Annotated in this window: 14 protein-coding genes; 11 read left to right on the top strand and 3 right to left on the bottom strand. The window is 49.7% G+C overall.

The features are described from left to right. Window positions 1-56: 56 nt before the first annotated feature. From AUC31_RS10760 to AUC31_RS10745, 4 genes are all read left to right on the top strand, one after another. Window positions 57-2111, top strand: a complete 2055-nt coding sequence (locus tag AUC31_RS10760) for a cell wall-binding repeat-containing protein (protein WP_058383199.1) — start codon at window positions 57-59, stop codon at window positions 2109-2111. Window positions 2112-2126: 15 nt separating this feature from the next. Further along, window positions 2127-2624, top strand: coding sequence for a VanZ family protein (locus AUC31_RS10755; RefSeq protein WP_058383200.1), 498 nt, complete (start codon window positions 2127-2129; stop codon window positions 2622-2624). An 80-nt stretch (window positions 2625-2704) separates the two neighbouring features. Further along, entirely contained in the window at window positions 2705-2935 is a 231-nt protein-coding gene (locus AUC31_RS10750; protein WP_058383201.1) for a hypothetical protein, read from the top strand. Window positions 2936-3090: 155 nt separating this feature from the next. Beyond that, window positions 3091-4224: a GGDEF domain-containing protein gene (locus AUC31_RS10745; RefSeq protein WP_237150593.1), complete on the top strand. Its 1134-nt coding sequence runs from the start codon at window positions 3091-3093 to the stop codon at window positions 4222-4224. Between the two features lie 81 nt (window positions 4225-4305). Here AUC31_RS10745 and AUC31_RS10740 read toward each other — a convergent pair whose 3' ends face one another. Beyond that, complete coding sequence (locus tag AUC31_RS10740) at window positions 4306-4707, bottom strand: DUF2512 family protein (RefSeq protein ID WP_058383203.1); 402 nt, start codon at window positions 4705-4707, stop codon at window positions 4306-4308. A gap of 183 nt (window positions 4708-4890) precedes the next feature. Between AUC31_RS10740 and AUC31_RS10735 the strand changes: the two genes are divergently transcribed. The 4 genes from AUC31_RS10735 (at window position 4891) to AUC31_RS10720 (ending at window position 9446) form a co-directional block, all read left to right on the top strand. Further along, on the top strand, window positions 4891-6855 hold the full coding sequence (locus tag AUC31_RS10735; protein ID WP_167549938.1) for an LTA synthase family protein: 1965 nt from the start codon (window positions 4891-4893) through the stop codon (window positions 6853-6855). An 81-nt stretch (window positions 6856-6936) separates the two neighbouring features. Further along, window positions 6937-8127: a MalY/PatB family protein gene (locus AUC31_RS10730; RefSeq protein ID WP_058383205.1), complete on the top strand. Its 1191-nt coding sequence runs from the start codon at window positions 6937-6939 to the stop codon at window positions 8125-8127. Window positions 8128-8190: 63 nt separating this feature from the next. Beyond that, window positions 8191-8808, top strand: a complete 618-nt coding sequence (locus AUC31_RS10725) for a flavodoxin family protein (RefSeq protein WP_058383206.1) — start codon at window positions 8191-8193, stop codon at window positions 8806-8808. A 356-nt stretch (window positions 8809-9164) separates the two neighbouring features. Continuing rightward, window positions 9165-9446: a hypothetical protein gene (locus AUC31_RS10720; RefSeq protein ID WP_058383207.1), complete on the top strand. Its 282-nt coding sequence runs from the start codon at window positions 9165-9167 to the stop codon at window positions 9444-9446. Between the two features lie 49 nt (window positions 9447-9495). On the opposite strand, the gene AUC31_RS10715 is transcribed toward AUC31_RS10720, so the two are convergent. Next, on the bottom strand, window positions 9496-10257 hold the full coding sequence (locus AUC31_RS10715) for an MBL fold metallo-hydrolase (protein ID WP_058383208.1): 762 nt from the start codon (window positions 10255-10257) through the stop codon (window positions 9496-9498). 120 nt (window positions 10258-10377) lie between these two features. Here AUC31_RS10715 and AUC31_RS10710 point away from each other — a divergent pair, with 120 nt between their 5' ends. Further along, window positions 10378-10794: an Lrp/AsnC family transcriptional regulator gene (locus AUC31_RS10710; protein WP_058383209.1), complete on the top strand. Its 417-nt coding sequence runs from the start codon at window positions 10378-10380 to the stop codon at window positions 10792-10794. Between the two features lie 268 nt (window positions 10795-11062). On the opposite strand, the gene AUC31_RS10705 is transcribed toward AUC31_RS10710, so the two are convergent. Further along, window positions 11063-12463: an LA2681 family HEPN domain-containing protein gene (locus tag AUC31_RS10705; RefSeq protein ID WP_058383210.1), complete on the bottom strand. Its 1401-nt coding sequence runs from the start codon at window positions 12461-12463 to the stop codon at window positions 11063-11065. 132 nt (window positions 12464-12595) lie between these two features. Here AUC31_RS10705 and AUC31_RS10700 point away from each other — a divergent pair, with 132 nt between their 5' ends. Together AUC31_RS10700 and AUC31_RS10695 are read left to right on the top strand one after the other, a co-directional pair. Continuing rightward, window positions 12596-12922, top strand: a complete 327-nt coding sequence (locus tag AUC31_RS10700) for a hypothetical protein (RefSeq protein ID WP_058383211.1) — start codon at window positions 12596-12598, stop codon at window positions 12920-12922. Window positions 12923-13244: 322 nt separating this feature from the next. Beyond that, window positions 13245-15332 carry a bifunctional diguanylate cyclase/phosphodiesterase gene (locus AUC31_RS10695; protein WP_058383212.1) on the top strand — a complete coding sequence of 696 codons (2088 nt, stop codon included), beginning with the start codon at window positions 13245-13247 and terminating at the stop codon, window positions 15330-15332. Window positions 15333-15493 lie beyond the last annotated feature (161 nt).

The raw sequence follows: 15493 nt of genomic DNA, 5'->3' as shown, positions 1-15493 counted from the left end.
CTTAACCTTCTATCATTAGGCTGAAAGAAGACAGCCAGGAGAAGAGGGGGACGTACATGAAACAGGTCAAGATCGGGGTAGGCATCGCCTTGCTCGCTGCAGCAGGAGGGACAGGTCTCTTCACGCACGAAGCGCTCGCGGCTGAAACCGAATACCGGGAGCTGGTCAAGCTGCCTAGCGGTGTCAAAGCGGGCGAGCTTTCAGTTGTGGATAAACAAATCATAGCGGTGCTCGAGAATCAGCTGGAAGCGCAGGCGATCGTCAGTTATGACGCGGCGGGCAAGGAATTATGGCGCAAGGAACTGAAGGGTGCGCATTATGCAATCGGCAATCGGGCGTTTGTCGTCATTTCCGGAAATGAAGTGTCGGTACATGATTTAACGGATGGCAAAGAAACAGGGGCATTTACGCTAGCAGACGGCTTTCGCATGAGCGGTTCGGGAGCGTCTGTCGCTCTTGAGTCGGGACATGTGATCATTACTGGAAATCTCGGCGCACGGCTGCTTGTGCATAAACTCGATGGCACGCCGGTCGCGGATGTGACGGGCGGTGATTTGCGCCAAGCGGTCATTTCCAATGGGCATCTGATGTATTTCGACGGCTCGACGCTCCATGGCCGTGCGCTGTCAGGCGGTAAGGAGTGGCAATCGACTAATGTGCTGGAACCTTATGCCGTACAGGATGGCATCATCTACTATATTAAAGCACCAAACGAAGAGCAGATGATGCCGACATTGATTGCGCGGTCGCTCGACAACGAACGGGTCGTGTATGAGAAAGCCTTGCCCGAGACGCAAGAGGTGCGGTTGGCGGGAACCGACGCGGACGGTGCGATTGTCGAATTTGTGGATTCCGGGGAATGGGTATTTTTAAATGCCAGAGGAAGCGAGCGCTTGCGCCAGCCGATTCGCTCAGCTTCGTTCCGCGCGCTTGAGAACCGCTACCGGCCGGTCGTGACCGAATCCGCTCTGAGCCACCAGCAGCAAAGCGATCACCGTCTGCTATTGCTTCAAGAACAAGGGACGAGTGCGCTCGGCAATCCGTATCATCTTGGCGCCTTGCAAGTGACCGCACCAAACGGAGGATTCAATAAAGTGCTGGAGCATTCCGTGGAAGCGGCGGCGCTGTCCCCTTCCGGCGGTGCTGTGGTGCTCGGCGGCGGGAGCTTGAAATTCTATGATGCAAAAGGCAATCAAGTGGCGCAGGAGGGCGTGCCCTCAGGCAGTGAACTGCTCGCTTCTGTCGACGACACCGTGTATGTCTATGGCGGCAGCGGCATTGCATCGTATAGCGGAGAACCCGAACCGAAAGCGGCAGCGGTGACGAAAATCAGCGGTGAAAATGGCTTTGAGACGGCGGCGTTATTGTCGGAAGCGGTATGGGATTCAGCAGAGACGGTCGTGCTCGCAACAGGTGAAGGCTTTGCGGACGCCTTGTCCGGGGCACCTCTCGCTTATTTGGAAGGCGGACCGTTATTGTTTACGGAAAAAGGCCGTTTGAATGAATTCGCGAAAGCGGAGATTGAACGGCTCGGGGCAACGAACGCCATCGTCCTTGGCAGCGCACCGGTCATTTCGGATGCGCAATTGAACGCATTATCGATAATGGGTGTGGAAACGGAGCGCATCGGCGGCGCCAATCGCTATGAAACAGCGGCACTTGTTTCTGAGCGCATCGATTCGGAGGGGGCAGTCGTTGCGGATGGCACGACGTTCAAAGATGTGTCCCTCGCGTCCGTCTTTGCGGCGCAGAATCAATACCCGATTTTATTGTCGCAAGGCAGCCGCATGCCGCGTGAAACGACCGAAGCGATGGCAGGGCGCAGCGATATTGTGCTGGCCGCTGACCGCTTGTCGATCGAAGCGCGCACGAAAGAGGAAGACGCTGAACGCCGCGTAGCCGTTTTGGCGCCGGCATCGAATTTCACCGATGCCTTGTCTGCGGCGAATGCAGCGGCACGGCGCAACGCTTCGCTGTATTTGGTCGGCAAAGATGGATTGACGAATGAACTGAAACAGCAGCTGGAACAATATCAATCGTTTCTGGTCGTCGATTCGGAACAACTCATTGATGCAGAAATGGTCCGTTCACTTGAAGCGCTTGTCGATTGAAGGCGCTAGGTTATAATGGAAGAACGACAAGAAAGAAAAGGATTTGGCAGGATGAAAAAGCAATTGCTGGCCTGGCTTTGGCCGGTCTTATGGATGGTTCTTATATTTACTTTATCGCATCAGCCAGCGGGGGTATCCGGCGGCATCAGTTCGGAAATCGTCCGGCAAGTGTTTGAAGCCATCGTTAGGTTCGTTCCCGTGGAATTCGAAACGCTTCATACGCTGTTCCGCAAAAGCGCCCATTTCTTCGCGTATCTCGTACTCGGGCTATTGTTTGTGAGGGCGTTGTTGAAAAATGGCATGGCCTTTGGGCGGGCGCTATTGTGGGCATTTGCCTTGAGCGCGCTGTACGCAGCGTCCGATGAATTCCACCAATTATTCATTCCCGGACGCAGCGGCGAAATCCGCGATGTCTTGATCGACAGTGCCGGAGCAGCGACAGGCTTGTTGTGCTACTGGCTATTCGCAAAAAATAAATGGCAACACGAGAAAAAGGCCGAAACCAGTTGGTAAACGGCCTTTTTTTGTTTTGCGTGAAACCGGTGTTTTTGATGGCGGACAACGGGAATAGAACAAGCAGGAGGTGGATACAGATGAAAGATAAATTGAAAGATAAAGAAGAAAAGTTTGCGGTGAGCACGGAATATCGTGAAAACTTAAAACAGACGATCCACGTATTGCAGGAACAAGTGGATATCACCGAGCAATTCGAAGACGATAAAGACGTCGACGCGATGAAAGGTAAACTCGGCGATCTTGTGAAAAAGCATGACGAGCTCGACGAACAAACGCACCGTCTGGCGAAATTATTATTGGATATGTAAGGAAGATGCCGCAACGCTTACAAAGAGCGATTGCGGTATTTTTTTTATGCAATTAAGCTGTTGAAAATTCCAGTTTTCCTATATATTATTTCCAAAATCTATATACCGAATGACATTTCCTGCTAAACTTAGGAGACTGACTAGAGTGAGGTGTAATGATGGAGGCGTACTTTTTTTATTTCCTTGAAAATATGGCATTGATCATAGCGATGATGTACCTGGGCTTGAAAGCGCGGGAATATATTTTGCCGTCCATTGCAAAATCACGAACAGCACCATTAGTGAATGGGTTGCTCGTGGGTGTGTTGGCGTTTGTCATTATGTACAATCCACTTCTTCATGAAGGCATGCGAGTGGACCTACGAGAGGCGCCTCTTTATTTTATCGCTTTTGTAGGAGGCTGGTTCCCTGGAATTGTCGCCTTGATTATTCCAGCGATTTACAGAGTGATGATGGAAGGCCCGACTGTTTTGCAAGGCATTTTACAAGGGATTATGCTGCCTGTACTGATCGGCAGCTTGTTCCATGACTGGAAAAATTACCGGCCGCCTTATGCACTAATCAGCATTAAGCGGATGATGATCGGTTTTGTCGTATTTGAAGTGATCAAATCGGTGTGGATGGCTTTATCGACGCCTGCGACTGCCAGCATGGCACTTATCATGGCTTTGATGGGGACGATCGGCGTATTGGCGATGGGCTGGATCCTTAATGATACACACCGGAATATCATTCGCTGGAAAGCGCTTGAACATGATTCAACGCACGACGCCTTGACGGGTTTGCCGAATCTCCGGTTTTTCCATGAACAGGTGCGCGAATTGAAATATCGCGGCATGCCCATGGCGGTCGTCATGATGGATGTCGATCATTTCAAGAATTACAACGATACGCATGGCCATCCGGCGGGAGACGGCGTGCTGCGGTCGATCGGCCGATTAATGGAAGAATCGGCACGGCCGGGAGATGTCATCGCCCGTTACGGCGGGGAAGAATTCATCTTGTGCTTTATGGGCGTGTCGACTGAACAGCAGGCGTTTGAACTAGCGGATGCTTTGCGTGAACGCATCGAAAGCTATGCGTTCTACGGCGCCGATCAACAGCCGGGAGGGCGGTTGACCGTGTCCATCGGCGCGGCGCTATCAGAAACGGAACAACCACTGGATGAATTGATCGAACAGGCTGACCGAGCGCTTTACCACTCGAAAAAGTCCGGGCGCAACCAAGTAACGGTCGCTTCGACCAAAGCCGAAATCGAGAAAAAAACCGAATACCAAGTGAACGCATAGCATTCATTGAATGAAGATGAAGAATGTGCAGTCAAATATAAAAATGCTATCCCTATACTGTGGGATAGCATTTTTACGTGTTTAGCTTTTGGCTGATTTGTATTCGTTATACCAAGGAACCACGCTGCGGTCGACGTATTGGTGGAAGAACCATTCGCCTGCCGACAATACGAGTGCGCTAGTGAGTGCGGGCGCGACCATGGCGGCGAATTCGCCGGTCAATAGCCAGCCGATCAACAAGATAACGGCCAATGCCATGATAAAATCGGTGAATGTAGCGATCGTATTACGTGTCGACTGGTTGCCTGGTTTTCCAGCGTTCAGGAAAATGAGAATGTCGCCAATCGCGTAGGACAAAGCCGTCAAGGCAAGGCTGATCATCAAGGTATTCATAAAGCTGACATCAAATGCCCACGTAAGGATAACGAGCAAGACAAGCGTGATAATGACAAATTTGATAGCGAGTGCAATAAGATGTTTCACGGAATCCCTCCTTTTTAATTAGAATGAGCTATAAAAACCTTTACCCGTTTCAAAAGGAGGATATGCGTGCATTCGGTATAAAAGAACTTGTGTGATGAAAAACAAAGAAATATTCAAATAATGGAAAAAATAAAACTCGAGTATGGTAATATTATGAGAAAAAGAGAAAAGGGCGTTTTTTTATTGGAAAAAATAAAGACGGCTGGGAAATTCTTGCTCAGTCAATGGGATTATGCATTATTTGTCTTATTATTGCTTGGAAAAGTGTATTATTTTTCGAACGTCAGCGGCACGCTGTTTACGACACTCGGACCGTTCGCTTATGCCGGGGAATTCGTGGCTTGGCTGTTTGGCGGGGATAGTGACCGGATTTTTGAAGGGGTGCTGTTGATCAGCATTGGGACGATCCTGCTCGGGACGTTTTGGCTATTGCTTTTGTACGGCCGCAAACGGCTGTTTTGGATGGCCATCACCAACCTGGTGTTGAGTTTTATCATTTTGGCGGATACTTTGTATTTCCGTTATTTCGAAGACATCATTTCCGTGACGGTGTTAATGCAGATGCGCCAAGTGGGCGATGTCGGCGAAAGCATTTTCGCCTTGTTCCGCTTAAGTGATGCGTTATTGATGGCAGACGTGTTATTGATGGCGATTCTATGGGTAGTCATCAGCCGGAAAAAAACGGCTGTCACGAAACCATCAGGCTTTGCAAAAGTCGGGACGGCGCTGTTGGTGCTCGTGCTTGGGTGGCAATTGACGACGGTGCCGTTCAATAAATCGATGGAAGACGGCGGCGCATGGCAGTTCAATAAATTGATTTCGAATATGCGGGTTTATAATTTCACCGGCTTGCTCGGATTCCATAGCGCCAATATCACACGCTATATCGATGATAATTTCATCAACCGGAAAGTGTATAGTGAAGACGAGATTTCAGAGTCGCAGGATTGGTTCGACGGGCGCAATGCCGAGCGCATGCCAGGCCCTTATTCGGGCATGGCAGAAGGAAAGAATGTCATCGTGCTCCAAGTGGAAGCGCTGCAGAATTTTGTCCTGAACCGTGAAGTGAACGGGGAAGAGATTACGCCGAACTTGAACCGCTTGGCACAAGAAAATCTCTATTTCCCGAACTTTTATGAACAGACGGCGCTTGGGCGGACTTCGGATGCCGAATTCCTGTTAAACACGTCTTTGTACCCAACAGCAGAAGGTTCTGCGTACATGCTGTATGCAGAAAACACGTATGATGCGCTGCCTTCCATTTTAAAAGAGCAAGGCTATGGGACCAATGTGTTCCATCCATATAAAGCGAGTTTCTGGAACCGCTACATCATCTATCCGCAGCTTGGCATCGACACGTTTTATTCCGATGATGATTTCGAGGAAGCGGAAGTGATCGGCTGGGCGATCAACGACGAAGCGATGCTCGATCAATCGCTTGAAGAAATGGCAACATTCACAGAACCGTTCTACTCCCATATCGTGACACTGACGAGCCATCATCCGTTTGAGATGCCGGAGGAGTTGCAGCTGCTCAATACGGAAGGCTATGACGGCTATCAAGATCGCCATTTCAAGAATTATTTACAGTCGATCCATTATGTCGACCAGGCAATCGGCAAATTCGTCGATGGTCTCGAACAAAAAGGCATGCTTGATGACACGATGCTGGTCATTTACGGCGATCATAGCACGGGAATGACGGCGAATACGAAAGCATTCGTGGAGTTCACCGAAGCGGAAGATCCACTGAATTATTTTGAAACAAACAAAAACGTGCCGCTTATTCTCCACATACCAGGAGCGGAGCCGAAAACCTTCAGCCAAGTGGCGAGCCAGCTTGACCTCGCACCTACCTTGGTGGACGTGCTCGGCGGCGACCCGGCTCAGCACCATTTCATCGGCCGCAATATGTGGGATGCAGAAGGCGGGCGGGCGACATTCCGCGATGGCTCCTTTATTACGAGCGAATTAAGCTTTATCGCATCATCTGATGGGATTTACGACAACGGCAGCTGCTTCTGGCGCATGACCGGCGAAGCGATGGGCGTTGAAGCCTGCGAAGAGCCGTTCAAGGAAGGCTCGAAAGAACTGCAAATCTCGGATGACGTTCTGCGCGGCGACTTGCTCAAGAAGTTCGAGCGCTGACCATAAGCAAAATTCACCAACTCACTGGATAGGAGCGGTACACTAGATGTGTTGAATCCATTCGAGAAAGGGAGTTTTTGCATGAACTATAATTTTGACGAAACAATTGAACGCCGCAATACCTATTCACTGAAATGGGACGGTGCGGAACTGATCAAGCAATTCGGCATCACCGATCGCTACGATGAAGACACGATTCCGTTGTTCACGGCGGATATGGATCTTCCGGTCGCGCAGCCGATCGTCGATGCGCTCCATAAAACGGTTGACCACCGTATTTTCGGTTACACAATTTTACCGGATGCGTATTTCGAGGCGATCCAAAAATATTTTCATAAGCGCTACGACTGGGCAATCGACAAAGAACAGATCGTCTTCAGCCCGGGAACGGTGCACGCTTTGAATATCGCTGTCAAAGCCTTGACTGAACCAGGCGATGGCGTCATCATCCAGCGTCCGGTGTATCCGCCGTTTACATCCGCTGTAGAAGGCAACGGGCGCGTCGTGAAAAACAACGCACTCGTCATGGATGAAGATGGCCGTTACTCGATCAACTTCGAAGAATTCGAGGAACTTGCAAAAGATGAAGATACGAAATTGTTCATCCATTGCCATCCCCACAATCCGACAGGGCGCGTATTCACGCCGGAAGAGTCAAAGAAATTGGCGGATATCTGCAAGCGCCACAATGTGACGATCATCGCCGATGAAATCCACGGCGACTTGGTGCGCAATGACCAAACCTTCACGCCGATGGTTTTGGCGGCGGATGAGACCGACCACATCATCACGTGCACGGCCATCAATAAAACCTTCAATGTGGCAGGGCTGCATTGCACAAACGTCATCATTGAAAACGAAGACTTGCGCGAGAAATTCACTGTGGAACTCGGCATGCAGTTGCCGACGCCGTTCACGGTCGCGGCACTGATCGCTGCCTATACAGAAGGCGACGACTGGCTCAGCCAAGTGAATGAATACCTTGACGGCACGCTCGAATGGATGCAGGAATTCCTGGCAGAACATATGCCGAAAGTGAAAGTACGCATTCCGGAAGGCACTTACGTCATGTGGCTCGATTTCCGCGGCTACGGAATTGACGATAAGGAAATCCATGACCGCATCTATAACAAAGCGAACGTCATTTTGGAAGACGGCACGATGTTCGGTCCTGAAGGTGCAGGATTCCAGCGCATCTGCATCCCGTCGCCGCGCCCGCTGATCAAAGAAGCGATGGAACGCATTGCACGTGAATTCGAAGATTTAAACTAATGTTTTTTTCGTGCCGTTTCAGGGAAAGCTAGAGGGAGACGGAAAACGAAAGGGCGTGCCTGCATGGCTTTGAAAGCAATATTCCTTAATTGTTCATTGAAGAGTTCAGAAGAAGAATCCAATACTGAAGGGTTCATGAAAGACGTTCAAACCCATTACAAAAAACTCGGTGTCGAATCGGAAATCATCCGGTTGGCGGATTATTACATCGCTTACGGCGTGGAGGAAGATATGGAAGACGGCGACGAATGGCCGGAGATATTGGAGAAAGTCAAAGCTGCCGATATCTTGATTGTCGGGACACCGCTATGGCTTGGCGAAAAGAGTTCGCTTGCGACACAAGCCATCGAACGCTTATATGGGTCGAGCAGCGTGACCAACGATAAAGGCCAGGCGATTTTCTATAATAAAGTCGGTGCAGCAGCTATCACCGGCAATGAAGATGGCGCGAAGCATGCGGCGGCATCTCTGTTATACGGCTTGTCGCATATCGGCTTTGTCATCCCGCCGAATGTGGATGCGTATTGGGTCGGGGAAGCCGGTCCAGGGCCGTCGTATTTGGAAGCAGGGCATGGCAACGACTTCTCCAAATCGGCGATTCAGCGTTTAGCGTATAATACTTACCACTTAGCGAATATGCTGAAAGAGAATCCGATTCCAGCAGAAGGCAATACATTGTAAAACACAGCCCTTTCTCTTTTTTGAGAAGGGGTTTTTGTATTGGAATAAAGGGAAGTGAAATACATATCAGTATTGAAGATTCAATTTTAGAACGCACAGCACGTTGTAAATGTAAATAGGGATTTTTTATACGGAGATTACGCTCCTGGCGGATGCTTGCCGGGGGGGGGGGGGCGTCGAGCCAATGTGCCGCAAAAAGCGCGTCACATTTGTCTCGCCAGTCCCACTCAGTCCCCCAGGCGTCACCGCCATCCGCTCCATCTCTGTTGCCAAATATGCAATTAGAAATTCCTCTCTGCAAATACATATAAAGCAGTGGACATTATACTAAAAAACAATGAGGAAATGGGGAACTTATGAAGACTTTAGCAGGTTTTATTATTTTGATGGGAATCATCTTGTTGTTTGCGGATGCTGAGCTGCTGGCGCCTTTGGAGGGATTTGCGGTTTATTTCATTGTCGGCGGGTTGGTGATGTTGGCCATTGCGCAGTTTGCGGGGAACGGCGAGAAGCATTGGCTGTGCCGGATCGGGTTTCATGATTTTGAGCGCCAGGAGCGGGTTGAAGAAGTTCCCGCTATGCGTTGGTATCGCTGCAAGCGCTGCGGCAAGGAAAAACGTGCGGCGTCGATTGTCTAATTCTTGCATAGAAAAAAGCCAGGAATTCAGATTCCTGGCTTTTTGACGATTAAAATTCGAATGCTTCGCCGTCTTGTGGAACATGCAATTTATCAGAGAATCCTTGCTCGGCTGCAAAAGCTTTTAGCTCTTCGCGCGATAAGGTCCAGTGGTTGACGGCTTCCATATGGCTCGCGATCAATGTCGCTTGCGGTGCTGCTTGGTGCGTTTGTAGGACGTCTTCCTTGCCCATGACAAGCGAGCCGCCTTCTAGGAACTGGTTGTCGCCTGCGTTCAGGACAATGACTTCCGGCTGGTGAGCGTCAATTTCTTGTTGGACGCCCGCATACCAAACGGTGTCGCCTGCGACATAAAGCGTTTTTTCGTCTTCGTGTTTAAAGACAACGCCGCACACTAGTCCTGCCATTTTCAGGATTTCGCCGCGCCCGTGTTCGCCTTGCGTCTTGATTAGGGAAATGCCTTCGTAGCTCGTATCTTCACCGAGGACATTGACATTCGTGAAGCCGTCGTTGCGGAGTACTTGTGCGTCTTCCTCGTTTTGGCTAAAGAGCGGCAAGTGTTTTGGCAAGAATTCTTTGGCCGCTTCATCGTAATGGTCCATATGAAGATGGGTGATGATTAGCGCATCGATGCCTTCGACGAGCTGTTCTTTTGAAACCGGTAATTCCGACAAAGGATTGTTTTGATCTTGGCGTGCGGAATTCGGGAATGGCGGGTAGCTTCCTTTGTCGCCGAGAAACGGGTCGACGAGGAAATGCTTGCCTGCGTATTGGATGCGTAAAGTAGCGTTGCGGATTTGTTCGATTTTCATGATTCGAACTCCTTTCATGAGGTGTGACCCTAGTATATACTGAAATTCACTATAGAGACGATGGCCTCGTGAAGGTCTTTTGGCGTTTTCACTTGATTAATGAAAGGAATTGACCTGGCAATGGATTCGACAGATCAACTTATCTTGCGTGAACTTTCCCAGAATGGCCGCATGACGATGAAGGAGCTTGGCGAAAAAGTACATTTGACCGGTCAGGCGACCGCTGCGCGCGTCTTGAAATTGGAGGAAGCAGGAATTATCGATGGCTATACGATCCGTGTGCCAAAAGAAAAACTTGGCTATCCTGTGCACGCTTTTGTCACGGCCATCATGCACGAACCCCGCCACCAGAAGTTTCTCGACGACTTGGACAGCCGGACAGAAACCGTCAGCCGTTATTTCAAGACGAGCGGCGAAGGCTGCTATTTAATCGAATGCCATTTCCCGACGCATCAGAAACTGGATGAGTTCCTGAATGACATCAGCGAGTTCGCAAGCTATAAAGTCACCATCGCTATCCAACAATACGGGCAATAAGAAAGGTTAGAAATCGTATCTTCCGAAGCTTATCGCTCGCTTTCCGTGGGCTCGCGCCCAAGCCTCCTCAGTCGCTGTGCTCCTTGCGGGGTCTCGGTCGTCTCGCTGATCCACAGGAGTCGAGCGAACGCTTCTCCAAATACTTAGAAATATCATTGCATTTTTGAATGTAGAAAAAACGATCCCATTCTCATTCGTAATGGATTAATAGACTTCTTCAACACTCTGAAAAGCCGTGCAGCAAAAACTGCACGGCTTTTTTCTCTAGTTATTTCTTGCCGATCGCCAAGGCGAACTGCAAGTACATCATGCCGTTGCGCGCTTTTTGGCACATGGCGAGCGTCATGCGCTCTAGTTCTGCTTCTGTAATATGGTGGCTTTGGGCACGAGCATTGTCTTTTTCGAAAGGCTCCGCTTTTTCGACCACTTGCAAATAGCTGTTGTCGATGCGGTTGCGGATATGCAAGGCTTTTTTCACGAACAGGCTTTGTTCGTCCGATTTCTCATAACCGTACACTTCTTTCGACTGCCAGTACAAGGCTTTCAAGGCATCGTTTTTCGTGTTTTGGACAAATGGCTTGAGCGGCTTTTTCAAGTCTTCGTCTTCGAACCAGATGCGCTGGAAGTTGACGCGCGGCTCTTCGACGCCGAGTTGCATCGTCTGATTCAATAGAAGCGCCATTTTGTCGAAGAGGGAATAAGCTTGGCGATAAATTTGCTTCAAGTCTTCCTGGCGTTTCGTATAGCGCGTATTGTCGCCGTCCATCTTGTGGTCGTCTGCGACTTCTTCGCTGTTCATTGCGAGGTAGAGCGAACGGCGCATTGCCGTGAATTCATGCGTCAGCGAGTCCAGGAAATTGCCAAGGAACGCGTTGTTCTGGATGCGCAGCGGAAGATCGCGCTTCGCCATTGTGTCCGGCTCGATGTCGTTGCCGCTATTGAGGAACAATTGCTGCTCAGCGCACCAATTGAGATAGCGCTGTTCGTCCGCAGTAGGTTCCGGCTGCTGGGCGAGTTTCACTGGATCCACATCACCGAGTTGATCGATCATGTTCCCCGCAAGCTTGATGCGTTCGTCGTAAAGGGCTTGGCCTTTTTCGTCTTTGATGTCGGTTTTGGCTGTCTTGAATAAATCAAGCGCTTTTTCAAGTGCGCCAAGGCGTTCGGCTTTGACCGGCAGGAATGTCGAGTAGAAAATCAATGTCCAGCCGAATTCGCCGTTCAATCGCTGGTAAGATGGGTCATTTTCGTCTTTGACCATTTCTTTCAGGACCGCCTGTGCATCAATCGAGCGTCCGGTATGGACGAGCGTTTCCGCATAGTTTAAGCACACCTGGTTCCAGACATTCGATGGAATGCGCCCACGGTACGATTCGATTGTATTATCGTATAAATACAATTGCCGCTGTTTCAAATCAGAGTTCCAGTCTTTTTTCAGCTGGTGCTGGATCGATAGATAACTCGTCTCCAGCAGCACAGCGAGCGGATAAGCCGCTTTGCCTTGAAGGCGCTCCTTCAAATGATTGATCATGGCGTTGATGCGGCCAGGGAAAGCTTCGGCTTTCGCTTGTTGCATTTCCTGCAGCAGCTGATGCGTCGCCCCGTAGATTTCCTTTATTTCAAATTGCCCTAAATCATCGGCTAGAGCGATGTCGCTTAAAGTTGCCATCCCATTTCCTCCTTGATGCGTTTTGATGTGTCTATCTCCATTCTAAGGGAAAAATGTCCATTGGTCACCCCGCGGCAGGAAATTGGCAGAAAATATGGAATATAGGAGACAATGCGAAAGGGGAGGATGGGTATGGCGAAATCCAAGGAGCCTTTCATCTGGCTGCCAATCATCAAGGAAAAGCAGGGAACAGATGTTCAGATCCAAAGCAACATCAGCGGAAAGGAATTCAAGATGGCTTCAGAAGGCGAAAGCCGTGAGCACGCACCGATTTCCCGCGACAAATTGGAAGAGATGGTGCGCGGCTTCGAAGGCTATGAAGTAGAGACGATTGAATTGAACGTGGTCGGGGCAGTCGAGACAGGCGGCCTGTTGCAATTCATTGTCGCCGGCAAGGCGGAAGCCGGAATGACAGTGACATTGAAAAAGAAAGGGAGCCATGGAAAGCCGAAAGAATAAAGGGCAAAGGGAGGCGGCGCTGCGATAGCGGCGTTTTTTTTATTTCAAAAAAAACACTCAATAAACCCACGGGGTAGGATAATTGGCATTGATAAGTGAATAATTGATAATTTTATGAGGTGGCAGCAGGCATTAAGGTCTATGTGAAAAGGAGGTAATCAAAGGTATAATGTTTACTATATTCCAGAAATAAGAGCGTTAAGAATCACTAATGATTTTAATTGGTAAGCAAAAAGTCCTTTAATCGATCTTTTTCTTTTTGTAACTAGAAAATAGTTAGCTAAATAATATTTTTTCGGTTCGCCAAGTCAGGAGGTTTGCCATGGCTATGTTCCCGCATATCAGTTTAATCTTTTTATCCATCATCGTTTCCATAGCGACGAGCTACACCGTGTTGATCCTGATTGAATACGTAAGCAAGCGGAAAAAGGCCATTAATTCCCGCTCCAATCTGCTGGCGGTGCTGGCTTTGGGCAGTGGGTTTTTTGGCATTCAAGTGATTGGCATTTTGACCTTTATGGCGGAATATCAATTCACGCCGCGCTATTGGCTGCTTGCGCTTGCGCTGTTTACAGCATGTGCATTGGCAGTCTATGTCTTGAAAATCCTGCCAAAAAACATCAACAACCGCAGTGATATGGCAAAACGGGTTCTTGTCACGGCATTTTTTATGAAAGCAGTCCATTTTCTTGGGTTATCAGGCGTATTGAACGTCCGGTTTTCAGCGATTTCGCCAGGCTATTATGTATTATCGGCAATCACGGTACTGGGAATAAGCTACTTCAGCTTCCGCTTCGTAATGAAGACCAATGCGACGCAAGTGACTGAGAAACAGCGGTTTAAGAACGCCACCATTTTAGGATTCGTGCTCACTTTGCTTTATTACACTTCAACAAAAACCTTCTATTCCAATATGGCTCTTCCGGAAGCGACAGCTAATGGCATGGGGGCTATCACGATGGCTGTTTTTGTCGCTTCGATTGTTGCCTTGCTGCTATTGTCTGCAGCGAATCTGGCACTCGTCGATTTGCATGCGCTGGAAACTGAGAACGGGCTGCTGCAGCAAGTGAAAGCGAGCGAAAGCCGATTCCGCACGCTCGCGTATACCGATCAGTTGACAGGTGTTCCGAACCGCCATTGGTTTTTTGCACATTTCCGGGAGTTGATGGATTCATCAGACGGCAAAGTGGAGTCGATCGGCGTGGTGCTTCTCGATTTTGATGATTTTAAGTCAATCAATGAATTGATCGGCCATGACGGGGGTGACCAGTTCCTGAAAAAAGTCGTTGAGCGCTTGAAATCGGTGCTGCCCGCAACCATTTCGCTTGCCAGGCTTGGCGGGGACGAATTTGTCTTTGCAGTGCCGAATGCAAAAAAGCCGTATCTTGAGCGGCTTTGCCAAAACATTTTGCTAATCATGGAAGAGCCGATACAGATCGGGGAACGGTCGGTGGCTTCTGGCATCAGCCTCGGCATCAGCTGCCAAAAAATTAAGGAGCTGAACGAGGAGAGTTTGATCAAGCAAGCGGACCTGGCGCTGTTCATGGCGAAAAGCGCCGGCAAAGAGAGCTATGAATTCTTTTCCCCGGATCTTTTGGACAGCTCGATCCGCAAGCAGGAAATAACGTCGGCGCTGCAGCAGGCTTTGGTGAACGGGGAGTTTTCGGTTCATTATCAGCCACAAGTCGAATTGATGAACGGACAAGTCATCGGCTTTGAGGCCTTGCTGCGCTGGAATTCAGCACTGGGCGCGGTTCCGCCATCTGAATTCATCCCGGTCGCTGAAGAATGCGGCGCGATCCATTCAATCGGTGAATGGGTACTGCGTGAAGCCTGCCAGCAATTGAGTGCATGGCGCCGTGAAGGCCGGCCAGATGTCCATGTGTCGGTCAATGTCTCGGCCAAGCAATTTCTCGATCCGGAGTTTGCCGAGAAAGTGGCACGCATTTTAATCGCAACCAACGTGCCTGCCGAATGCGTGGAAATTGAAATCACCGAAAGCGTCATGATCGACCTCGACACCGCCGCCGCATTGGTCGAGGAGCTGCAAGCGCTCGGCGTCAAGCTGGCGATTGATGATTTCGGTACGGGATATTCATCGCTCAATGCGGTCAAGAACATTCAGATCGACACTTTGAAGATCGATAAGTCATTGGTTGACGAAGTGCTCGGCAGCGACCGCAGCATGGCGATCTTGGCGACCATTATCGAACTTGGGAAAAACCTGGGGGCGGACGTAGTCGTCGAAGGGCTCGAGACACTCGAGCAAGTGACCTTGATGCGGCAATATGAAGTCATCGGTCAAGGCTATTATTTCAGCCGGCCGCTCCCTGCCGACAAAGCGGCGAGGGTGTGGAACAAGTATCTTGAACAGCCGGACGGGATGTTCCATGCACCGATCTTATATTGAATATAAAAAGGCGCAGCGATGAGCTGCGTCTTTTTTGTTTTGAATGAAGATAGCGGGATTATATTGTGTAATAGTTCCGTTGCTTCTGCTCGGGCTTCATTTGGCTATTCGCCGCCTTGCTTTGGGTTGAGCTCCCGCCGTAAGCCAGGAAGGACGCCTGT

This window comes from Planococcus rifietoensis (assembly GCF_001465795.2).
GTDB lineage: Bacteria > Bacillota > Bacilli > Bacillales_A > Planococcaceae > Planococcus > Planococcus rifietoensis.
The sequence above is the reverse complement of the archived record's forward strand: the minus strand, read 5'-3'. Positions and strand labels throughout refer to the sequence as shown.